Raw genomic sequence first — 22,022 nt, 5'->3', positions numbered from 1 at the left:
CGAACGAGGTGAGGTGATGCTCGGTGACCGCGCTTGTACAGCACGAGATCGGCCCGTTCACGATCGACGACTGGCACGCGTTGCCCGCCCGCGCCGACGGGTCGCGCCTGGAACTGCTCGAAGGGTACTGGCTGGTGACGCCACCACCGAGCGGCCCGCACCAATGGGCCGAGAACGAATTTCTCATCCTGCTCAAAACCGCGCTCCGGACCGCGGAACGAAGGGATCTGTTCGCGGTGGGCGGCATCGGCGTGGAGATCAGCACCGCGCGGCGGACGGCGCTGATTCCGGACTTCGTGGTGCTGGACACCGCTCCCATCGGCAACTCGTTCGGTGCCGAGCACGTACGGCTCGCCGGGGAGATCTGGTCACCCGGCAACACCGCACGGGAACAGCGCGACAAGCTGGACGCCTGCGCCGAGGCCGGCATCCCGTTCTTCTGGAGCGTGGCCCAGGACGGTCGCGGGCCGACCGAACTGGTGGCCTACCGGCTGGACGAGGGCAGGTACACCCCGGCCACCACGGTGCGGCTGGGTGACGGACCGGTACGCGTCGAGGAATCCCCAGCACCGCTGGAACTGGACATCGCGACTCTCCGACTCTGAGAACCCAACCCACGACTCCGAGAACTCAGTACAGCGGTGCTCGCCGGGGTGGTGGTTAACCGAATTCCCCGGAGCTCACCGCGCGGCGGGCAGCCACACGGTCACCGACAGCCCGCCACCGGGAACCGGACACGCCGAGACTGTGCCACCGTGCGCGCTCGCCGCGGCCCGGACGATGGACAGGCCGAGCCCCGCACCGGTGCGCGCGGTGCGTTCCGTGCCCGCCCGGCGGAACGGTTCGAACAACCCTTCCACCTGCTCCGAGGAGACCTCGGCCCCGGATGAGGAAACCGTCAACGAGGTCCACTCCCCCGAAACAGCGGTAGCGACGTCGATCCAGCCGCCCTCGGCGTTGTAGCGCACCGCATTCTCGAGCAGGTTGCCCGCCACCCGTTCCAGCAGTGCCGGATCCCCCAGGGCGAAAGCGGGCGCGGGACTCACGTCCGTTCGCAATCCCGCTCCGCGGGTCTGCTCCTCCAGCGGCCGCAACGCGCCGCGTGCCAACTCGGTGAGATCGACCGGCTCGCGACTCGGCAGCTCGGCACCTTCGGTACGGGCGAGCAGCAGCAACGATTCGACGAGTCGCTGCGATTTGGCCGTCGCCTCGCGCACCACCCCGGACATCCGGCGCAGCTCGGTCACATCGGCGTCCGGATCGGACAGCGTCACGTCGAGCTCGGTGCGGATCACCGAAAGCGGAGTGCGCAGCTCGTGACTGGCATTGGCCACGAAACGGTGCTGGGACTCGAACGCGCTCTGCAGCCGGTCGAGCATCCCGTCGAAGGTGTCGGCCAGCTCCGCGACCTCGTCCCTGGGACCGTCCAATCCGATCCGTTCCCCCAACGAGCGCGCGGAAAGCCTCCGAGCGGTACCGGTCACCGAGTGCAACGGACGCAACACCCTGCCGCACACGGTCCACGCCGACACCGCGGCAGCCAGCACGACGGCCACGAAGGCGAGCCCACCGATCAGCAGCACCCGAGCCCGTGCCCGAGTGCGCAGCGCCTCGGCGAGTTCACTCGCGGAGACCGGCACGCCGTCCACCCGCACCGTCGTTCCGGGTGGCATACGCGGCACGGCGGCCACCACGTCACCGACCAGCAACCAGCCGAGCCACAACAGCAGACCGCTTACCAGGGCGACCAGCACGGTCGACAGGAGCGTCAACCGTAGCCGCAGTCCGGGGCCGCGCCGCGCGGGTGAATCGACGCGTACGGGACGTTTCCCCGAACGATCCCGGAACAGCATCACTTCTCGCCGGCACCGGAGACTTCGGTGTCCGTCTCGGACGAGACCCCCGATCCGGCGGAGGGCACGCGGTAGCCGGCACCGACCACGGTGTCGATAACGCTCGGCTCACCGAGTTTCTTTCGCAACGTCATAACGGTCACGCGCACGGTGGTGGTGAACGGATCGGCGTACTCGTCCCACACCCGTTCCAGCAGTTCCTCGGAGCTGACCACGGCGCCGCGCGCGGACAGCAGCACCTGCAGCACCCCGAACTCCTTGCGGGTCAGCTCCACCTCGCCACCACTCCTGCTTACCCGCATCCTGGCGGAGTCCAGCTCGAGGTCGTGCGCGGTCAGCAACGGCGGTGTGGCGGGTGTGGAACGTCTGCCCAGCGCACGAACCCTGGCCACGAGCTCGTCGAACGCGAACGGCTTCGCGAGGTAGTCGTCGGCACCGAGCGAGAGCCCCTCGACGCGGTCGGCCACCGTGCCGCTCGCGGTAAGCATCAGAACCCTGGTGAGCTCCTCGGAGGCGACCAACTCGGCACACAGCCGGTCGCCGGACAACGAGGGCAGGTCGCGATCCAGCACCACCACGTCGTAGCGAGTTACCGCGACCTTCTCCTGAGCGTCGAGACCGTCGTAGGTCACGTCCACGGCAAGCCCTTCCCGTCTCAGCCCACGCGCGATCGCGTCGGCGAGCGGCTGTTCGTCCTCCACCACAAGGATCCGCACGTGTTCACCGTGCCACAGCACAGCCGTCCCGGACGATCAGGGAGCTCGGGATCACTCGGCTCTCGGCGTGTCCAGATCGGTGGTGATACCGGTCTCGTGCTCGTCCAGCTGCCCTTCGAGCCGGTCGGCCACCCATTCGGTGATCCGGCGGGCCACGTCCTGCTCGGTGAGTCCGAGTTCGGCGAGTACCTCACCCCGCGAGGCGTGTTCCAGAAAACGATTCGGAATCGCGAGGTCCCGCAGTGGGACGTCGATGTCCGCGTCACGCATGGCGGCCGCCAACGACCACCCGAAACCACCGTGCCGACCGCAGTCCTCGAGCGTGACGACGAGCCGGTGGTGCCGGGCCATGTCGAGCACGGCCCCCGGAACGGGCACCACCCAGCGCGGGTCCACCACGGTCACACCGATCCCCTGTGCGGAGAGTCGCTCCGCGGCGGCGACGGCGAGTTCGCCGAACGCGCCGACCGCGCTCAACAGCACGTCCCGCTCCTCGTGCTCCCCCGGGCGACGCAGCACGTCGACACCGTCGACCCGTTCGAGTGCGGTCACCTCGTCGATGACCGTTCCCTTCGAGAACCGCACCACGGTGGGGCCGTCCTCCACCGCGACCGCCTCCCGCAGCTCCTCGCGCAGCGTCGCCGCATCGCGCGGGGCGGCGACCCGGATCCCGGGGATCACCCCCAGCACGGACAGGTCCCACATGCCGTTGTGGCTCGGCCCGTCGTCACCGGTGACCCCGGAGCGGTCCAGGGTCACGGTCACCGGCTGCCGATGCAGCGCCACATCCATGAGCAACTGGTCGAACGCGCGGTTGAGAAACGTCGAGTAAACCGCGAACACCGGGTGCAGCCCGCCCATCGCCATACCCGCGGCCGAGGTCATGGCGTGCTGCTCGGCGATGCCCACGTCCACGCAGCGCTCGGGGTAGTTCCGGGCGAACTTGTCCAGACCGGTGGGGCCGAGCATGGCGCCGGTGATCGCGACGATGTCGTCGCGTTCCCCACCGATACGGACGAGCTCGTCCGAGAACACGTTGGTCCAGCTGGTCGCGCTGGGGCCGGTGGGGGCCCCCGTGGCCGGGTCCATGACCTTGACCTGGTGCATCTGGTCGGCCTCGTGGTTCTCGGCGGGAGCGAAGCCGTTGCCCTTCTGCGTGACGGCGTGCACGATCACCGGGCCACCGAACGTCTTGGCCATCCCCAACGCGTAGTCCAGCGCCTTGAGGTCGTGCCCGTCCACCGGACCCAGGTACTTGATCCCGAGATCGGAGAACATCACCTGTGGGCTCAGCGCGTCCTTGATGCCCCGTTTGGCCGCGTGCAGACCGGTGTAGAGCGGGCGGCCGACCACTGGGAGACTGCGCACGGTACGACGACCGTTCTCCAACGCCCGCTCGTAGCCGGGCCGCAACCGCAACGAGGCCAGGTGCTCGGCCAGCCCGCCGATCGTGGGGGCGTAGGAACGCCCGTTGTCGTTGACCACGATCACCAGCGGGCGTTCCTGATCGGCCGCGATGTTGTTGAGGGCCTCCCAGCACATGCCTCCGGTCAACGCCCCGTCGCCGACGACGGCGACGACGTGGCGGCCGGACTCGCTCAGCTGGATCGCCCGCGCCAGGCCGTCGGCATAGGACAACGAGGTGGAGGCGTGGCTGTTCTCGACCAGGTCGTGCTCACTCTCCGCCCTCGAGGGGTAACCCGACAGGCCGTCGCGTTTTCGCAGCCAGTCGAAACCCCGCTGCCTGCCGGTGAGCATCTTGTGCACATAGGACTGGTGTCCCGTGTCAAACACGATGGGATCGCGCGGTGAGTCGAACGCACGGTGCAACGCCAGGGTCAGCTCGACCGCACCGAGATTCGGCCCGAGGTGACCACCGGTACGCGATACCTTCTCGATCAAGAAGGATCTGATCTCGGCGGCGAGCTCGACCAACTCACCGTGCTCCAGGCGCTGGACATCGGCCGGGCTGTGCACGGACTCCAGCAGCGTCACCGCTCCACCTCGCTCGTCGTGACCGACTACAGGTCTTGGGGTACGGACACCTCTCCCGTTCGCGGAGTGGCCCGTCGCCCAGGGCACGCGGCTCCCGTTCCGGGTACCGCGCTTCGGACTTTCACTTCTCACATCACGTGCCTGTCGTGATGTATTACATCGTCGTGTGTTTCGGGATCATGCACTACGGGGTCATGTAATACAGGGTCACCACATGACTTCGCCAGTCTACGGAGCCACGAACAATGCGGTTCCACAAGGCGTAGTGACGCACTGACTCACGAGTTCCGTTCAGTGTCCTCCAACAGCGCGATGCATTCCACGTGCTGTGTCATCGGGAAGGCGTCGAAGGCCTCCAGCCGGCTCAACCGGTAGCCCCGCTCCTGGAAGAGCCCGATGTCGCGTGCCAGGGAGGCGGGATCGCAGGCGACGTGGACGACCCGGCTCGGCCGTGCACGGGTGATCGCGTCCACCACCCCACTGCCCGCTCCCTTGCGGGGCGGATCGAGCACCACCACGTGGGGCGAGGGCACGGTCGGCTCGGTAACCACGCGCTCCACACGGCCGGATCGCACCCGTACCTGCGGCAGATCGGCCAGGTTGGCCTCGGCGTCGCGTACCGCCGACTCACCGGACTCGACGAGCAGCACGTCACCGTTCGCTCCGGCCTGCTGCCCGAGCACGGCCGCGAACAGTCCGACACCGCCGTAGAGGTCCCATGCCCGACCACCGGGAGGAACATCGGCCATTCGAGCGACGACTTCGGCGAACCGATCGGCGGCCTCGGGGTGCACCTGCCAGAACCCCTCGGAACGGACAAGCCACTCCCGCCCCCTCGCGGTCTCGTGTGCGATACCCGTGCCACGTACCTTCCGAGCGGCCCGAGGGGGACGGCCGCCGCCACGACCGGAGCGCCGGGGTCGAACCGAGTGCTCGGTGACGTGCACCTCTCCCGAATCGTCCCTGGTGACGGCAACCTCGGCACCTGGCTTCCAGGAGCGGGAAGCGACCTCGTCGAGCGCGCCCTCCACCGTGATCGGGCAGTCCCGAACAGGTATCACGCGGTGACTGCGGTGCGCCCGAAAACCCACCGCGCCGTTGTCGTCCACCGCCAACCGGACACGGCTGCGCCACCGCAGGGGACCACCGGGCAGCGGCAACACCTCGACCGGGTACTCGACCCCTGCCAGTCTGGTGAGTTGCTCGGCCACCACGGCGGCCTTCAGTTCCCGCTGAACGGCGGGGTCGACGTGCTGCCAGTCACAGCCACCGCAGCGATCGGTTCCGCGTGAGATGTCGGCCAACGGACAGGGCGGTTCCACCCGGCCGGGAGCGGCTTCGAGCACCGCCACGGCATCGGCACGGCAGAACCCACCGCCACGGTCCTCGGTCACCAGCGCGTCCACGGTCTCTCCGGGCAGGGTGTGCCGCACGAACACGACTCGACCCTCGTGTCGGGCGACACAGTGCCCGCCGTGGGCCACCGCACCGATCTCGAGACGAAGCCGTCGTCCCGTCCAGTCCGGTTTGTCATTCACCAGTTCTCCAATCGATGGTGGCTTCCCGGGTAGGCGCGGGAACCGACGACGAGGCAGTAGGACCGGTTCCCGTACCTCGTGGCAGGCCCGGCGGCGGGAGCGCGGGAGCGCCGGACAGCGAAGAACATCGGTGGGGCACCGGACCGGTACGGACATGCCTCGGAAGAGGATCAACGCTGCCCGTTACCGCTCCCACCATTGCTCTTCTCCCCATTGCCCTTGTTCCCGTTGCCCTTGTTCCCGTTTCCGGCTCCCCAGCGCACCGAACGGCGGGGCGTGGGCGCGCGCAGATCGACCCTGGTGGAGGACTCCAGCTGCCACGGAACACTGGTGACCATCACCCCCGGCTCGAACAACAACCTGCTCTTGAGGCGAAGCGCGCTCTGATTGTGCAGCAACTGCTCCCACCAACGTCCGACCACGTACTCCGGAATGAAAACGGTCACCACATCGCGCGGACTGTCCCGCCGGATCCGCTTCACATAGTCCACGATCGGCCGAGTGATCTCACGATAAGGGGATTCGAGCACCTTGAGCGGGACCGTGACGTCACGTTCCTCCCAAGCGGCCACGAGCCGCCTGGTGTCCGAGTCGTCGACGTTGACGGTGATGGCCTCCAGCTCGTCGGGCCTGGTGGCGCGTGCGTAGGCCAAAGCCCGCATGCTCGGCAGGTGCAACTGCGAAACCAGCACCAGGCCGTAGTTGCGGGAGGGCAGTACAGTCGGCCCGTCGGTGCGACTCAGCTCCGCACTGACCCGGTCGTAGTGCTTGCGTATACCGCGCATCAACAGGTAGCCGGCGACCATCGCGGCGATCGCGATCCAGGCACCGTGCAGGAACTTCGTGATCAGCACGATGACGAGCACCGTGGCGGTCATCGCGAGCCCGATCGAGTTGATCACGCGGGCCCTGCGCATGCTGGCCCGGGCGGACGGATCCTCCTCGATACGTAACCGCCGATTCCAGTGTCTGATCATGCCGCTTTGACTCAGCACGAACGAGACGAACACACCGACGATGTAGAGCTGGATCAGCTTGGTCACATCGGCCTCGAACACGAGGACCAGCACGGTGGCGAACCCGGCCAGGAACAGAATGCCGTTGGAGAAGGCGAGTCTGTCGCCCCGGGTGTGCAACTGCCGCGGCAGGTACCGGTCCTGGGCCAGGACGGACCCCAGCAACGGAAAACCGTTGAACGCGGTGTTGGCAGCCAGCACCAGGATCAACCCGGTGAAGAAGATCAGATAGTAGACAGCGGGGGTGAACCCGCCGAACACCGCGTGAGCCAGCTGCGCGATCAGCGTCTTCTGCTCGTACCCCTGGGGTGCCCCGATGAGCTGGTGTCGCGGATCCTCCGCGATGACCACGCCGGTGACACGGGCCAGCATGAGCAGACCCATGAACATGGTGACGGCGAGCAGCCCCATCCACAACAGGGTCGTGGCGGCATTGCGCGGTTTGGGCTTTCGAAAGGCGGGCACACCGTTGCTGATGGCCTCCACCCCGGTCAACGCGGCGCTGCCGGAGGAGAAGGCGCGCAGCACGAGGAAAACGAAGCCGAGCCCGGCGATTTGGGAAGGTTCCTGGGCCAGTTCGAAGCCCGCGCTCTCGGCCCGCAACTCCTCACCGCGCACGTAGGTGCGGTAGAGGCCGAAGCCGATCATTCCCAGAATACCCAGCACGAACGCGTAGGTGGGCACGGCGAAGGTGGTGCCGGATTCGCGGGCGCCCCGCAGGTTCACGGCTGTGAGCAGGGCGATGGCACCCACCGCGAAAGCGACCTTGTGCGTGGCCACGAACGGCACGACCGAGCCTATGTTGGCGGCGGCCGAGGAGATGGAGACGGCGACGGTGAGCACGTAGTCGACCAGCAGCGCGCTGGCGACCACGAGCCCCCAGCGGCGGCCGTGGTTGGTGGTGGCCACCTCGTAGTCACCGCCACCGGAGGTGTAGGCACGCACGTTCTGGCGGTAGGAGGCCACCACCACCAGCATCACCGCGACGACGACGAGGCCGATCCACGGGCTGATCGCGTACGCCGATATACCGGCCACGGACAGCGTGAGCAGGATCTCCTGCGGCGCGTAGGCCACGCTGGACATCGGGTCCGACGCGAACACCGGTAGGGCGATGCGTTTGGGCAGCAGCGTGTGCGACAACCGGTCACTGCGGAACGGTCGGCCCACCAGCAGACGCTTGGTCACGGTCGCGAGCTTGGACACGGCCAAGAGCGTAGGAGGCGGTCCGCGAACCGCTCCCGCGGGATCGCCCACTCGTTCCGTCTGTCGCGGCGGGAGGAGTCCTCGCGGCCTACCCCGGTGCCCGCCCCCGCCAACGGCGGGGGCCCGGGCTCAACGGGCCGAAATCGGTGGCCACGAGCTCGTTGCGCACCGGAAACCGAACACCGGGTTCCGGATAGGCCCCCTGGGTGAGGGACACCCGCTTCACTCGATACGGTGCACCGGCCCGCGCCGACTCAGCGCGTCGTGTCGATCCGAGCCGTCGTCCGTCACCGGACCGGGCCGTTTCGAGACACGGAGACTCGGTACATCGACGGGTACTGTCAGAGCTGTGGGAAGGGTCACGGATCCCGACACAGTGGGTCCGGCAACCAGCCGAGAGCGAGGAAACCGGTCGTGCATGTCGTGATCATGGGCTGTGGCCGAGTGGGGGCTTCTCTCGCGGCCGCGCTGCAACGGCTCGATCACACCGTGGCAGTCGTGGACAAGAACGGTGAGTCCTTCCACCGGTTGAGCAAACAGTTCCACGGCCAGTGTGTGACGGGGAACGGTTTCGACCGGGACGTACTGATCGAAGCCGGGATAGAACGGGCGGGCTCCTTCGCCGCCGTGTCCAACGGGGACAACTCCAACATCGTCTCGGCACGGGTGGCCCGGGAGACCTTCGGGGTGGATCACGTGGTGGCACGGATCTACGACCCGAAACGGGCCGAGGTGTACCAGCGGTTGGGAATCCCGACGGTGGCCACGGTGCCGTGGACCACCGACCGGTTCCTCCGGATGCTGCTCCCCGAAGGGGTGGCGACGGAATGGCGGGACCCCTCCGGAAGCGTGGCCGTGCTGCGCCTGCCGTTGCACGAGAGCTGGGTGGGTAGGCGCACCCGCGACCTGGAAACCGCGACCGGATGCCGGGTCGCGTTCATCATGCGGTTCGGCAACGGTGTGCTACCGAAATCGGACACGGTGGTGCAGGCCGACGACACCGTTTACGTGGCGGCCCTGTCGGGAACGATCACCGAGATAACCGCCACGGCGCAGCGCCCACCCGAGGAGACCCAGTAATGCGCATCGCCATAGCAGGAGCAGGCGCGGTCGGGCAGTCCATAGCGGGCGAACTCCTCGAGGGCGGACACCAGGTCATGCTTATCGAGCGCTCGGCTCAGAACTACCAGCCCAGGGCCATCCCGGGAGCCCAGTGGGTGCACGCGGACGCCTGTGAACTCTCCTCGCTGGAGGAGACCGGCGTCGAGACCTGCGACGTAGTGATAGCCGCCACCGGTGACGACAAGGTCAACCTGGTGGTCTCACTGCTGACCAAGACTGAGTTCGCGGTGAGGCGAGTCGCGGCGCGGGTGAACGATCCGCACAACGAGTGGTTGTTCAACGAGGCATGGGGAGTCGATGTCGCGGTGTCGACCCCGCGCATGCTGGCCGCGATGGTGGAGGAAGCGGTCAGCGTCGGCGACATCGTCCGACTCATGACGCTGCGGCAGGGACAGGCCAACCTGGTGGAGATGACCCTGCCCGAAGGTGCTCCGCTGGCAGGCCGCAGGGTCCGCGATCTGACACTTCCCGCGGACGCCGCGCTGGTCACGATCCTTCGCGGCGGACGGGTCATCGTTCCGCAGCCCGACGACCCGCTGGAGGTGGGTGACGAGATGCTCTTCGTCGCCTCGGGCGACGTGGAACGGCGGCTCAGCGAACTGGTGCACGACCCGCCCGACCCGGACTGAGAAGCACCGGCCGCGAAACGGCGTTCACGGCTCGTCCGAACAGCCGGGAGGAACACGCGGCGCACCTCCCGGCAGCCGGAGTCATCCCATTTCCTGCCGAGGGCGTGACGGGGTCGCCTCGCCGGTCCCGTCACCGCCGTCGGAGCCCGCGGACTCGTCCTCGCACTCCTGGGCCTCGCGCTCCTGTTCGGCGACTTTGCCCGCGCGTCGAATGGCCCACACCGTCACCAGCAGTGCCAGGGCGGTGAGCGGATACCCCATGGCGATACGCGCCACAGCCAGCCAGCCCGTCTCGTCAGCGGCGTAAAGCCACTGCTGCACCACGAACTTGGCGACGAAAACGATCGTCCAGGCAAGCGTCGCCAGGTCGTAACCCGTCAGGGCCCGCCGCTGCTCTCGCCACCGGAATCCGTGCCCGTTGAGCACGGACCAGGCGACGCCGATCAGCGGCCACCGCACGAGCATCGAAACCAGGAACACGCCACCGTAGATCAGGCTGGTCCAGATCCCGAGCAGAAAGAATCCCTTGGCATCCCCCGTGCGGTAGGCGATGAAGGAACAGACCGCCACCCCGAGCACACCCGAGACAGCCGGCTGCAGGGGTTCCCTGCGGACGAGCCGCACCAGGGCGAGCACGAGCGAGCTCGTGATGGCGATCCAGATGGCCGGAACCATCCCGACCAGCGAGTTGGCGACAACGAATACGACGATGGGAACCGCGGAATAGGCGAGACCGCTGACACCGCCCATCTGCTGCAGCAGTGTCTGCTCGGCCCCCTCGGCGGGGACACGCACCCCGAACGGCGCCTTGGGCGCCCCGGTGCTCCCCTCGGACCCACCGTCGGACGCCTCGTCGTGACTCCGGACGGGGTCCGCCCCGTCCGGAGTGGATGAACCGGATTCAGTCATGCGGTGTTCTGCAACTCGTAGTAGGGATTGTAAAGAACCTTGTGACCATCACGATCGGCAATCCGACCGCGGGCCTTTATAGTTCTGCCGGGTTCGATACCGGTGATCTGACGCCTGCCGAGCCAAACCAATGTCACCCCGTCGGTGCCGTCGTATAGCTCGGCTTCCAACGTGGGGACCGAAGCTCTGGGCGCCATACCGACACAGCGGACTCGGCCCAACACCTCCGCTTGTTCACCGCACTTGCAGTCGCACGCCCGCCTGGCCCCGCTCGCCCGCGACCTCTCGGAGAGGTCGTCGGCGTCGAGTTCGGCGACGTCGCTGGTGAGGCGGCGTACGAGGCGGCGGAGGTAGCCGTCTCCGGTGTTGCTCATCTCGCGCTCCTGTGCGCAGTGGGCCAGTGTGCCCGCGCGGGTTCCAACCCGTGCGAGTTCAGCCTAGTCTCGTAGTCCAGCCTCGTGTGGGTAACGACGGTTCGAGCGAACGACTTCCGAGTTCGAACCACACCCGGAGCACGAGCGATCTCAGGCTCCCGTCTGCTCCTGCTGCTGCTGAATGTGCTGTGCGATCTCGTCGGGGAGCTCGATCGGCAGCGGGGTGCGGACCGGCATGGGATCCGAACCGCGATCGACGATCGTCTCGTCGATGACCGCGTACAGCAGCTTCGTGCACGCCTCGAGATCCTCGGAAGGGCTGGCCGCCACCCCGCGCAACAACCAACGAGGGCCGTCCACACCGACGAAGCGCAACGAGGTCCTGTCCGTGTCGGCCACGAGTTCGGTGTCCCAGATTCCCTGCTCGTGACGCACTTGTGCCCCGTCGGAACGCAACTGCTCGATCAGCTCCTGGCGTACCTCCTGCCAGAGGTCACCGGTTCGCGGAGCGGCGAACGCGCTGACGGTGAGCCGCCCGGAGGGAGTGAGCAGGTGCACGGCCCGCACCGGCCCCTCGGGATCGACCTCCACCTGCAACTGGCTGTTCTCCGGCACGGGCAACCGCACCGATCCGAGATCGAGCCGTTCGACTTCGTCGTGCGGAGCCTCGTGCGTGTCATAGGGTCCGCCCTCGGGCGCGGAATCCGCCCCGTCGTGATAGTCCTCGCTGACATCGGAACCATCCGTGTCATCCTCGCGTCCGTCGCGACGGCGCCATCCGAACATCCCGTCAGACCTCCGTACTACCGGTCGTATTACCTGTGTCGCCAACCTCGGCCGAACCCGTCAACGCACTGTGAACTCCGGTCGAACCATAACCGTCGGAACCGCGTACCGACTCCGGCAGTTGGACGACCTCCTCGAAAACGGCGTGTTCGACACGCTGCACCACCAACTGGGCTATTCGGTCCCCGCGCCGCAGTACGATCTCCCGTTCCGGATCATGATTGATCAAGCACACTTTGATCTCACCCCGGTAGCCCGCGTCAACGGTTCCCGGGGCGTTGACCACGCTGAGTCCCGACCGGGCAGCCATCCCGGAACGCGGGTGCACGAAACCGGCGAAACCCTCCGGGAGAGCTATGGCGATCCCGGTACCGACCACGGCACGACGTCCGGGGCGGAGCACCAGGTCCTCCGCGGTGACGAGATCCGCACCGGCATCACCGCTCCGGGCGTAGGACGGGGGCTGTATTTCGGGATCCACACGAGTAAGCAGGACCTTCACGCTTGGCACGGGGCGCAAGACTACCCTGAGGACGTGTCGGACAGTTCAGAAGCGGCCCCCGAAAGCGGTCCCACGACCGGGTTGAATGACACGACCGGAGAAATCCGCTACCGGGAACGGCTGCACGTCTCCTGGTGGAGCTGGCCATTGCCGCTCGTAGCGGCCGCCCTGCTGGCCGCCGAGGTGCACATGGGTTATCCGGGCATTCGCGCGTGGCTGCCCTACGTGGTGCTGTTGCCGCTGTCGGTAGCCCTGCCCGCCTGGCTGAGCCGAACGCGCCTCGTGGTCACCGAGCGGGAACTACGGGCGGGCAACGCGCGGCTGCCGCTGCGGTTCGTCTCCGACGTCGAGGTGATCCCGCGGGAACGGAAACGAAGAGCGCTCGGCCCGGAACTGGATCCGGCGGCTTTCATGCTGCACAGCCCCTGGGCACCAACCGCCGCACGAATCTGGTTGGACGATCCCGACGATCCGACCCCCTACTGGGTGGTCAGTACGCGGCATCCGGAACGACTGGCCGAGGTGCTGCGGCAAGACCGACGGCAGGTCGGTGGAGACCGCCGAGAGGAGTAGCGGGGATACGTCTCCGGGCTGTGCGCGCCGCACCCGGACATGCCGGGAGCGGTGGCGGATCGACTCGGTACCGAACGGGGCCGGTGAGAGCGTGCCCCGGTGGCAGCGACGCGTCGCCGGTCAGAGCGGTGCGTCGCTCAAAGCACGCGTTGGCAGCACGTGTTGGGAGTACGCGTTGGCAACGAACAGCGGACTGGACGTGCTGTTTCTCACATCCAGCCCGCTCTCGGGTCCTCGACCCACGCGTTTCAGGCCGCGCAGTCGCGGCAGACGTATTTCCCGTTCCGCTCCCCCGCCAACCGATTGCGGTGGTGCACCAGGAAACAGCTGGAGCAGGTGAACTCGTCGGCCTGCTTCGGGAGCACCTTGACCGTCATCTCCTCACCGGAGAGGTCGGCTCCCGGAAGCTCGAAATTGTCCGCGATCTCACCCTCGTCCGTGTCCACGGAACCGGACTGAGCATCGTTGCGTTTGGCCTTGAGCTCTTCCAGCGAGTCCTCGGGAAGATCCTCGGACTCGTTGCGCCGCGGAGCGTCGTAGTCGGTGGCCATCTCGTTTCACCCCTGCATTTGTGGAGATTTGCAATGGTGTGCCGCTGGTCAACGTTCCAGGGCTCCAATTTGTGCCCGCACGCGAGAGTGGCGGAGGTCTCCGTTTGTCCTGCGCTCCAAGTTCCCCCGAAACGAGCGACCGACCTCAGCCTCACAGCGTGGAGCGCGGGAAGGGTAGCTCATCCCGGCGCGGGATACGCACCGGGTCACCCGTAGGTGTGGTATGTGCTTCACCCCGCCGCCGGTGAATCCTGTGATACGAGCAACAGCATGGCAGGGTGGACACGGACGGACGAACGGACGCGAAGAACGACATCGGACAGCCGCCGGGGCGGTGGGGGTGCTCCACCATTTCCACGAACCGCTCCAGCAACGTAACGGCACACCTGGCAACGACGAAGACCCATGGGCAACAACTTCGACACGACTGTTCGCACGATGCCGCGTAGTCGCGCAGCAACACCTAAGCTGATTGGGCGGACAGTCGATTCGGCGTGAAACCGTTTCGACGGAACTCACCGGGACGAATGACGGCTCGATCAGGGGAGGCTGGCAGAACGTGTCCACCGCGAGCACAGGAAAAGGGCTGCGGGGTCCGCGGTATCGGCGCCGGCGCCCATTGCCCGCGTTGATCCTGCTCGCCGTACTCGCCCTGTTGTCGGGTTTCGTCTGGACCAGAGTGTTCGAATCGACCGAATCGGTGGAAATGGCGACTCGCTGCAACTTGCCGGAGGCCGAAGCGGGCACCTCGGCGGCGAAGCCCGGCGAACCCCCCACCAAGACACCGGCGGGCACGATGCTGTCCCGCGAAGCGTTGGACGGCACCACACCGATCCCCCCACAGGACGTCTCGGTGCACGTGTTCAACGCCAACGGCGAAGTCAATCAGGCCACCCTGGTCACCGAGGAGCTGAACAATCTCGGATTCGCCAAAGGTGGCGACCCGGCCAACGATCCGATCTATCCGGATTCGAACCTGAAATGCCACGGCCAGATACGTTACGGCCGGGCAGGTGCCGGAGCCGCCCGCACGCTGAGCCTGATCGCTCCCTGCGCGCAGTTGGTCCGTGACCAGCGCCCCGGCACGACGGTGGATCTGGCGCTGGGCTCGGAGTTCGACGGGGTGCGCGCCACCCAGCAGGCCCACCAGGTACTGCAGCAACTCAAGAACTGGGCCAAGGAGAACCGCCGCAGCGGAGCCGACCAGCAGCGAGTGGGCCAACCGAACGTCTCCGAGGAGCTGCTCGACGCCGCCCGTGACGTGCACTGCTGACCGTTGACTCCTCCCGCGCCCCGCTCCGGGACCGGAGAATTCCCGGCCTCGGAGCGCGTGCGGCCTCGAACTGGATTCACATCCGGGAACCGGGCGAGCTCCGGGTCACGAAAAGTTCTCAGATGTCGGCGGCCCCGTGCTCGAGCAGCTTGTCAGTGAGCCCATCGGCGATTCCGGGAGCGACGCAGACGATGGCCTCGTCCCCCAGACCGTCGGTGGTTCCCGTCGCGGGCAGCCGTAACCGCGCACCCGCCTCGGCGGCGATCAGCGAACCCGCGGCCCAGTCCCATCGCGACAGACCGTGTTCGTAGTAACCGTCCAGCCATCCGGCGGCAACGGCACACAGTTCGAGAGCGGCCGCACCACCGCGTCTGATGTCGCGTATCTCACCGAGCAACTCCAGCAACAACGAAGCCTGCCGGACACGACGTTGCCGGAGATAGCTGAATCCGGTGCCGAGCAGTGCCAGGTCGAGACGCCGTGAGTCCGCGACCCGCAGGGGTTCACCGTCGAGATCGGCACCGTGGCCCACGGCGGCGCTCCAGACACGCCCCGATGGGGGCTCCACCACAGCACCGGCCAACGACACGCCGTCCAGCTGCGCTGCGATCGAAACGGCGTACGCGGGGTAACCGTAGAGATAGTTGACGGTTCCGTCGATGGGATCGACCACCCAACGCAATCCCGCCTGTTCGGCCGCACCCCCTTCCTCCTCGCCGAGTACCGACTCGCCCGGCCGAAGTTCGGCCAGTCGCTGCCTGATCAGCTTCTCCACCGCCCGGTCCGCGGCCGTCACCACGTCCGTCTCGGTACTCTTCGTGTCCACCGCCCCCGTGGTGACGATCTCGTTCCGCATGGTCATCGCCAGCTCGGCGGCCTCCCGTGCGACGAGCACCGAAGTGTCCCGCAGCCCCACCGCGTCATACTGATGTGTCAAACCCACGTTCACATCGCAACACAGCGCGGTTAAAGTCTGCACACCTCGTCCTGAATCGAATAGGAAGGATCAGGCATGGGCACTGCCCGCGGATTCGGCATTGACATCGGCGGCTCCGGCATCAAGGGATGCCCGGTCGATGTCGAGGGTGGAGTCCTGGCCGACGAACGGCTGCGCATCTCGACTCCCCATCCCTCCACTCCGGAAGCCGTGGCCGATGTGGTCGCCGAGATCGTCGGCAAGTTCGGCTGGGACGGCCCGGTGGGCATCACACTACCGTGCGTGATCAAGAATGGCACGGCGTTGACGGCCGCCAATATCGACGAAGACTGGATCGATACAGACGCTCAAGGACTGTTCGCCAAACGGCTCGGGCGAGCTCGTGAGCAAATCGTAATGCTCAACGATGCCGACGCCGCGGGGCTTGCCGAGATGCGCTTCGGCGCCGGAGTGGAGCGCGAATCCGGCCTCGTGGTCGTCCTCACCTTCGGCACCGGTATAGGCAGCTCGGCGTTCCTGGACGGGCGTCTGTTGCCGAACACCGAACTCGGGCACATCGAAGTCGCCGGGCAGGACGCCGAAGCGGAGGCAGCGGCCTCGGTCAAGGACAACCTCGGACTCAGCTACGAGGAGTGGGCTCCCAGGGTGAGCAGGTACATCCAGAGTCTGGAGAGGTTCCTGTGGCCGGATCTGATCATCGCGGGGGGCGGTGTCAGCAAGAAGTCGCACAAATGGCTGCCGCTGCTGCAGAACCGAACCCCCATCGTGGCGGCGGCACTGAAGAACGACGCGGGTATAGTCGGTGCGGCATCAGCCGCCGCGCAACGCGCGTAGGGTCCGGCTGCAGTGCGAAAACAATCGCACCGAGACTTCCCGAGCCGTGCACCGGGCGTTCCCGCGACGGGAGCGTGCGGCGCGGGCCCGGGAGTTCGGTGCGCCCCACTGGGAATGTGGCTTCCGAGCGCGACGAACTCGGGCATCGGAGACCTGTGCACACGACACGGTGTTCTGATCAGCCTTGCAGCGGAACCACACTCACCTGACGCAGTTACAATGGAACACGTCCCACCGAATTCACGGCCTTCCGGCACGCCTCGTAGGGCTCGAACGGTGGGTTGTCCCCGACCCCCTGGCGGCCGAGGTTTCGCGCCCCCGGCCAGCCCTGACAGACCGTCGCGAAAGGGCGTACGTGGCAGCCGCAGAAACCGCAACCCGACGCTCCGGCTCCGCTGCAGCATCAGGCGGGGCCCGGTCCGAGCCCAACAAGACGAAGACCGCTTCGAACGCGGACACGGCTCCCGAGGCCGAAACCGACGAAGCACCGAAATCCTCGTCCACCGGCAAGAAGAACTCGAAGGGCTCGACCACGACAAAGTCGAGCGGAACCAAGTCCGACGGAACCAAGTCGAGCGGGACGAAATCGACCGGCCGCAAGAGCAATTCCAAGTCGTCGGCGAAGTCGACGACGAAGAAGACGACCAAGTCGGCCGGGAACAACACCGCGTCCCAATCGACGGGTGAGTCGACTCCGGACCAGGCCAACGGCGAGAACCTGGAGATCGACGAACCGATCGAGACCGACCTGAGTTCGGCCAACATCGGAGACAACGAACTCGACGACATCGAGGTCGACATCCCCGAGGAGCCGGAGGTCGTCGAGGACGAGGAAGGCAAGACCGACCCGGACTTCGTCTGGGACGAGGAGGAGTCCGAAGCTCTCCGGCAGGCCCGCAAGGATGCCGAGCTGACCGCTTCGGCCGATTCCGTACGTGCCTATCTCAAGCAGATCGGCAAGGTCGCGCTGCTCAACGCGGAGGAGGAGGTCGAACTCGCCAAGCGAATCGAGGCGGGCCTCTACTCCGCCGAGCGACTGCGGCAGGCGGAGGAAGCGGGCGAGATGCCCCCCTTGCAACTTCGCCGGGATCTGCGCTGGATCGTGCGCGACGGTGAGCGTGCGAAGAGCCACCTGCTGGAGGCCAACCTGCGGCTGGTGGTGAGCCTGGCCAAGCGCTACACCGGGCGGGGAATGGCTTTTCTGGACCTGATCCAGGAGGGCAACTTGGGCCTGATCCGTGCGGTCGAGAAGTTCGACTACACCAAGGGCTACAAGTTCTCCACCTACGCCACCTGGTGGATCCGCCAGGCGATCACACGCGCCATGGCGGACCAGGCCCGCACGATCCGTATCCCGGTCCACATGGTCGAGGTCATCAACAAACTCGGCCGTATCCAGCGTGAGCTGCTGCAGGACCTGGGGCGCGAGCCCACTCCGGAAGAGCTCGCCAAGGAGATGGACATCTCCCCCGAGAAAGTACTGGAGATCCAGCAGTACGCCAGGGAACCCATCTCGCTCGACCAGACCATCGGCGACGAGGGCGACAGCCAGCTCGGTGACTTCATCGAGGACTCCGAAGCCGTGGTGGCCGTGGACGCAGTCTCGTTCACCCTGCTGCAGGATCAGCTGCAGTCGGTGCTGCAAACCCTCTCGGAGCGGGAGGCCGGTGTGGTCCGCCTCCGGTTCGGGCTTACCGACGGGCAGCCGCGCACGCTGGACGAGATCGGACAGGTTTACGGCGTCACGAGGGAGCGCATTCGCCAGATCGAGTCCAAGACGATGTCGAAGCTGCGGCATCCCTCACGGTCCCAGGTACTGCGCGACTACCTGGACTGACCGAGCTGTATGGGCCCGTGTCCGCTCGGGGCTCACCCGAGTGGGGCGGTTTCCGGCAGGCAGGGCGGGGCACACTTCGTGCGAACCACACCGTGTGCCCCGCAGCCCAGCCTCCCGGTCCGGGATCCTGTCCATCGCCGGGACGGACCCACGGGACCGTGCGGCCCGGTAACGTATTCGGACTCCCGCATCGCACTCGCCCCGACCGGCCCTCCAACGCGCCCGCCCCGAACGGGGACGGGCGCTTTTTCGTGCCGGATCCGGGCTCGGCCGGAGCAGAGTTGCGTCGCTGGAGCCCGCTCACCGGATCCGCTGACTGGACCCGCTGAGTGGCGGACGGCAGGTGGCCGCTCACTGCTGCCACACCGCGGCCACGAGTCCGGGAACCCGAACGCGAACGGCTCAGCCGGGTCGTTCGGGCCATTCACCCGAGCCGGAGACGGTCCCGAGCAGTACGCCCCCCGTCATGAAAAGTGACCGGGGACACATTTTTCGTGCCACACGCCGGGAACAGGGCGACCGCGCCCGTTCGCCCACAGCGGAACCCTTGGCGCCGCCATAAGCGCAAATGTGCCGAAAAACACCCTGAACAGCCATTGCTTTTTGATTCAAGTCACAGCCCGTGGCCAGTCGAGAGCATTGTTTTTCCTGGTCAGCAGGCCAGTGACGATTGGGGTTACAGTGTGCTCCCGATCACTCCACCATTCGGGCATTTCCGGGTGACGCAAGTCGCTGATCGAGGTTGGAACAGTGACGCGAGGCCAAGTGTCTGTAAGAGTGGAACTTGCGACACCGGCCCCGTCGCCAGCGGGCTACCGGTGGTTGCAGCAGGATCGAGGCGTCGGGTACCCCCGACGCCGGGACGGAGGGAGATTCCGATGCCTGACACACTCACCCGCCCCGAGTTGACCGCCGCCGACCGCTGTGACCGCTGCGGGGCCGCCGCAAAGCTCAGGGCAGTTCTCCAGTCCGGCGGAGAGCTGCTGTTCTGCGGACACCACGCCCGTGAGTTCAAGTCGGGACTCAGCGAGATCGAGGCGGATCTGCAGGAAGACGAACAGATCGAACTCTGAGATCACGGTTACCGGAGTGTCCGGGGGCCGGAAGAGCCGAGGAGTCGGTGAACCGGCCACCCCACGAACCCCGGAACCGGTTCCGAATTCGGAACCACAACGAGTGCCCGGTCGGATTTCTCCGGCCGGGCATCTCGTGTTTCGCCTTCCTCCGCCCCACCGGCAACGAGCGTTCCCGGGCCCGAACCGGGAACGCGGGGGCGCGGGCACGACACACCGATAGCGTTCGGCTTCCGGGCATGCCCGGGAAAACCGAGCACGTCACCAGAGGTCCGAGCACATCACCAGGAACGGAGCGTGGCGATGCGCTCCTCCAGCTGCTCGATGGTGGCGCTGGCGGTGGCAGGCCCACCACAGACCCGGCGCAACTCCTTGTGAATCGCTCCGTAGGGCTTGCCAGTTCGCTGGTGATGCAGGGAAACCACCTTGTTGAGTTCCTTGCGCAGCGCCTTGAGACGCTCCTGGACGCTCTGCGGGCGCTGTTCCTCGGTGACGGACTGCCCGCCCCCGGAAGCTCCACCCCGTTGCGGATCGTGTCCCGGTGTGGCGGTCTGCTCCGCCTTGTGCTGCTTCTCGCGCTTGTCCACCTCGCGCAGCTGCTCCTGCTGGCGCTGCTGCAACAGCGCGCGCACCTGGTCCGGCTCCAGCAGACCGGGCAACCCGATGTAGTCCTGCTCCTCCTCGGTGGTGGCGAAGGCGGCGGTACCGAACGAGGAGCCGTCGTAGATCACCTGGTCGAGCTCGGCCTCGGCTCCCAGCGAGGTGTAGGGCTGTTCGTTCTCCCCCGGCTCGTCGCGCTGCCGGTTGGCCTCCACCAGTTCCTCGTCGTTCCAGCCCTCCTTCTCCCGGTGCGGTTTGCCGAGCACGTGGTCGCGATCGGCCTCCAGCTGGCTGGCGAGTTCGAGCAGCACGGGCACGCTGGGCAGGAAAATGCTGGCGGTCTCACCTGAACGACGGGCACGTACGAACCTGCCGATGACCTGTGCGAAGAACAGCGGAGTGGAGGCACTCGTGGCGTAGACACCCACGGCGAGCCGTGGCACGTCCACTCCCTCGCTGACCATGCGCACCGCCACCATCCAGCGGTCGTCGGACTCGGCGAAAGCGGCGATTCGTTCGGAGGCCTGCGGGTCGTCGGAAACCACCACGACCGGTTCCGTGCCACTGATGCGTTGCAGCGTCTTGGCGTAGGAACGAGCGCTCTTCTGATCAGAGGCGATCACCAGCCCGCCCGCGTCCGGCATCCCGTCGCGGCGGAGGTGGGTGAGTCTGGTGTCGGCAGCCTGCAGTACCGAGGGAATCCACTCCCCACCGGGATCGAGCGCGGTACGCCAGGCACGCGCGGTCTGCTCGGCGGTCATGGGCTCGCCCAACCTGGCGGTGAACTCGTCACCGGCGCTGGTGCGCCAACGGGCCTCGCCCGAGTAGGCGAGGAAAATGACCGGCCGGACCACACCGTCCTGTAACGCGTCGGCATAGCCGTACAGATGATCGGCCTTGCTGCGCTGGGCCCCGTCGGAGTCCGGCTCGTAGGTGATGAACGGGATGGGGTTGTCGTCGGAACGGAACGGTGTACCGGTGAGGCTGAGTCTGCGCTCGGCGGGGGTGAAGGCCTCCCGGACCGCGTCGCCCCAGGATTTGGCGTCGCCCGCGTGGTGGACCTCGTCCAGGATCACCAGTGTTTTTCTGCGTTCGGTTCGCACCCGGTGCAGATTGGGGTGCGAGGCGACCTGCGCGTAAGTCAGCGCGACACCACGATAGTCGCGGGAGGTCGTGCCGTCGGAGTTGCTGAACTCGGGGTCGATCGGGATCCCGGCCCCGCCCGCGGCGAGCGCCCACTGATGCTTGAGGTGTTCGGTGGGGGTAACCACCGTCACCGCCTCCACCGTCCGGTCGGCCAACAACTCGGCGGCGATCCGCAGCCCGAACGTGGTCTTACCCGCTCCCGGCGTCGCCACCGCCATGAAGTCCCGTGGTTTGCTGGCCAGGTACCTCGTCAGCGCTCTGCGCTGCCACGCACGCAGCGGCTTCTCGTTGGCCTGTGACGGGTCGCTGAGCACCGAACGAACGGATTGGTCAACTTGCGTCTCGGACACGCTCGTCTGCCACTCCTTTCCGATCAACACCCGCGGCCGGATCCGCCCCGATCGGCCGAGATCCTCGGCGACGATACTTCCGCGCGGCATAAAGAACCCCCGGGAGCCTACCGCTCGACCACTCGTCGGCGAGCCCGCAGGGGCGGGGACAGCGGAGAATGAAACCCCACGACGAGTACCGGCCGCACGACCGACACCGGCG

The 22,022-nt window shown here is 66.9% G+C and carries 20 protein-coding genes; 8 read left to right on the top strand and 12 right to left on the bottom strand.

What is annotated here, in order from left to right; translation table 11 throughout:
- Positions 1-23: 23 nt before the first annotated feature.
- Entirely contained in the window at positions 24-605 is a 582-nt protein-coding gene (locus ACOQFL_RS00645; RefSeq protein WP_435542112.1) for a Uma2 family endonuclease, read from the top strand.
- A gap of 75 nt (positions 606-680) precedes the next feature.
- Here the strand turns inward: ACOQFL_RS00645 and ACOQFL_RS00640 are convergent, their stop codons facing one another.
- The 5 genes from ACOQFL_RS00640 to ACOQFL_RS00620 all read right to left on the bottom strand — a co-directional run bounded on the left by ACOQFL_RS00640 (position 681) and on the right by ACOQFL_RS00620 (position 8,324).
- The gene (locus ACOQFL_RS00640) at positions 681-1,853 is read right to left on the bottom strand and encodes a sensor histidine kinase (protein WP_435542111.1); all 1,173 of its coding nucleotides are present in this window, start codon (positions 1,851-1,853) and stop codon (positions 681-683) included.
- Positions 1,853-2,569, bottom strand: a complete 717-nt coding sequence (locus tag ACOQFL_RS00635) for a response regulator transcription factor (protein ID WP_435542110.1) — start codon at positions 2,567-2,569, stop codon at positions 1,853-1,855. Before ACOQFL_RS00635 ends, ACOQFL_RS00640 begins: the two co-directional genes overlap by 1 nt.
- 51 nt (positions 2,570-2,620) lie before the next feature.
- Positions 2,621-4,564, bottom strand: a complete 1,944-nt coding sequence (gene dxs, locus ACOQFL_RS00630) for a 1-deoxy-D-xylulose-5-phosphate synthase (protein ID WP_435542109.1) — start codon at positions 4,562-4,564, stop codon at positions 2,621-2,623.
- A 278-nt stretch (positions 4,565-4,842) separates the two neighbouring features.
- Positions 4,843-6,102, bottom strand: coding sequence for a class I SAM-dependent RNA methyltransferase (locus ACOQFL_RS00625; protein ID WP_435542108.1), 1,260 nt, complete (start codon positions 6,100-6,102; stop codon positions 4,843-4,845).
- 170 nt (positions 6,103-6,272) lie between these two features.
- The gene (locus ACOQFL_RS00620; RefSeq protein ID WP_435542107.1) at positions 6,273-8,324 is read right to left on the bottom strand and encodes an APC family permease; all 2,052 of its coding nucleotides are present in this window, start codon (positions 8,322-8,324) and stop codon (positions 6,273-6,275) included.
- A 414-nt stretch (positions 8,325-8,738) separates the two neighbouring features.
- Between ACOQFL_RS00620 and ACOQFL_RS00615 the strand changes: the two genes are divergently transcribed.
- Both ACOQFL_RS00615 and ACOQFL_RS00610 read left to right on the top strand, forming a co-directional pair.
- On the top strand, positions 8,739-9,404 hold the full coding sequence (locus ACOQFL_RS00615) for a potassium channel family protein (protein ID WP_435542106.1): 666 nt from the start codon (positions 8,739-8,741) through the stop codon (positions 9,402-9,404).
- Positions 9,404-10,075 (top strand): potassium channel family protein, encoded by a 672-nt coding sequence (locus tag ACOQFL_RS00610; protein ID WP_435542105.1) that lies wholly within the window; start codon positions 9,404-9,406, stop codon positions 10,073-10,075. The genes ACOQFL_RS00615 and ACOQFL_RS00610 overlap by 1 nt, the downstream gene beginning before the upstream one ends.
- Positions 10,076-10,156: 81 nt before the next feature.
- On the opposite strand, the gene ACOQFL_RS00605 is transcribed toward ACOQFL_RS00610, so the two are convergent.
- The 4 genes from ACOQFL_RS00605 to dut all read right to left on the bottom strand — a co-directional run bounded on the left by ACOQFL_RS00605 (position 10,157) and on the right by dut (position 12,655).
- Positions 10,157-10,984 carry a DUF3159 domain-containing protein gene (locus ACOQFL_RS00605; RefSeq protein WP_435542104.1) on the bottom strand — a complete coding sequence of 276 codons (828 nt, stop codon included), beginning with the start codon at positions 10,982-10,984 and terminating at the stop codon, positions 10,157-10,159.
- A complete protein-coding gene (locus tag ACOQFL_RS00600; protein WP_435542103.1) occupies positions 10,981-11,358 on the bottom strand; it encodes an OB-fold nucleic acid binding domain-containing protein in 378 nt (125 codons plus the stop codon). Before ACOQFL_RS00600 ends, ACOQFL_RS00605 begins: the two co-directional genes overlap by 4 nt.
- A 150-nt stretch (positions 11,359-11,508) precedes the next feature.
- Positions 11,509-12,144, bottom strand: coding sequence for a DUF3710 domain-containing protein (locus ACOQFL_RS00595; protein WP_435542102.1), 636 nt, complete (start codon positions 12,142-12,144; stop codon positions 11,509-11,511).
- A 4-nt stretch (positions 12,145-12,148) separates the two neighbouring features.
- Entirely contained in the window at positions 12,149-12,655 is a 507-nt protein-coding gene (gene dut, locus ACOQFL_RS00590; protein ID WP_435542101.1) for a dUTP diphosphatase, read from the bottom strand.
- 24 nt (positions 12,656-12,679) lie between these two features.
- On the opposite strand from dut, the gene ACOQFL_RS00585 reads away from it, so the two are divergent.
- Positions 12,680-13,219: a DUF3093 domain-containing protein gene (locus tag ACOQFL_RS00585; protein ID WP_435542100.1), complete on the top strand. Its 540-nt coding sequence runs from the start codon at positions 12,680-12,682 to the stop codon at positions 13,217-13,219.
- Between the two features lie 248 nt (positions 13,220-13,467).
- Here ACOQFL_RS00585 and ACOQFL_RS00580 read toward each other — a convergent pair whose 3' ends face one another.
- Positions 13,468-13,770 (bottom strand): DUF4193 domain-containing protein, encoded by a 303-nt coding sequence (locus ACOQFL_RS00580; protein ID WP_092628599.1) that lies wholly within the window; start codon positions 13,768-13,770, stop codon positions 13,468-13,470.
- A gap of 559 nt (positions 13,771-14,329) precedes the next feature.
- Between ACOQFL_RS00580 and cei the strand changes: the two genes are divergently transcribed.
- On the top strand, positions 14,330-15,043 hold the full coding sequence (gene cei / locus ACOQFL_RS00575) for an envelope integrity protein Cei (RefSeq protein WP_435542099.1): 714 nt from the start codon (positions 14,330-14,332) through the stop codon (positions 15,041-15,043).
- Between the two features lie 118 nt (positions 15,044-15,161).
- Here the strand turns inward: cei and ACOQFL_RS00570 are convergent, their stop codons facing one another.
- Positions 15,162-15,992, bottom strand: a complete 831-nt coding sequence (locus ACOQFL_RS00570) for an inositol monophosphatase family protein (protein ID WP_435542450.1) — start codon at positions 15,990-15,992, stop codon at positions 15,162-15,164.
- Positions 15,993-16,055: 63 nt separating this feature from the next.
- On the opposite strand from ACOQFL_RS00570, the gene ppgK reads away from it, so the two are divergent.
- The 3 genes from ppgK to ACOQFL_RS00555 all read left to right on the top strand — a co-directional run bounded on the left by ppgK (position 16,056) and on the right by ACOQFL_RS00555 (position 19,724).
- Positions 16,056-16,814 (top strand): polyphosphate--glucose phosphotransferase, encoded by a 759-nt coding sequence (gene ppgK / locus ACOQFL_RS00565; protein WP_435542098.1) that lies wholly within the window; start codon positions 16,056-16,058, stop codon positions 16,812-16,814.
- 328 nt (positions 16,815-17,142) lie between these two features.
- The gene (locus ACOQFL_RS00560) at positions 17,143-18,651 is read left to right on the top strand and encodes an RNA polymerase sigma factor (RefSeq protein ID WP_435542449.1); all 1,509 of its coding nucleotides are present in this window, start codon (positions 17,143-17,145) and stop codon (positions 18,649-18,651) included.
- 878 nt (positions 18,652-19,529) lie between these two features.
- A complete protein-coding gene (locus tag ACOQFL_RS00555) occupies positions 19,530-19,724 on the top strand; it encodes a DUF7455 domain-containing protein (RefSeq protein WP_092628606.1) in 195 nt (64 codons plus the stop codon).
- 281 nt (positions 19,725-20,005) lie between these two features.
- Here ACOQFL_RS00555 and ACOQFL_RS00550 read toward each other — a convergent pair whose 3' ends face one another.
- Positions 20,006-21,820 carry a DEAD/DEAH box helicase gene (locus ACOQFL_RS00550; RefSeq protein WP_435542097.1) on the bottom strand — a complete coding sequence of 605 codons (1,815 nt, stop codon included), beginning with the start codon at positions 21,818-21,820 and terminating at the stop codon, positions 20,006-20,008.
- Positions 21,821-22,022: the final 202 nt, after the last annotated feature.

Source organism: Actinopolyspora sabaoui (assembly GCF_051225635.1).
In the GTDB taxonomy this organism is placed as follows: Bacteria; Actinomycetota; Actinomycetes; order Mycobacteriales; family Pseudonocardiaceae; genus Actinopolyspora.
The sequence above is the reverse complement of the archived record's forward strand: the minus strand, read 5'-3'. Positions and strand labels throughout refer to the sequence as shown.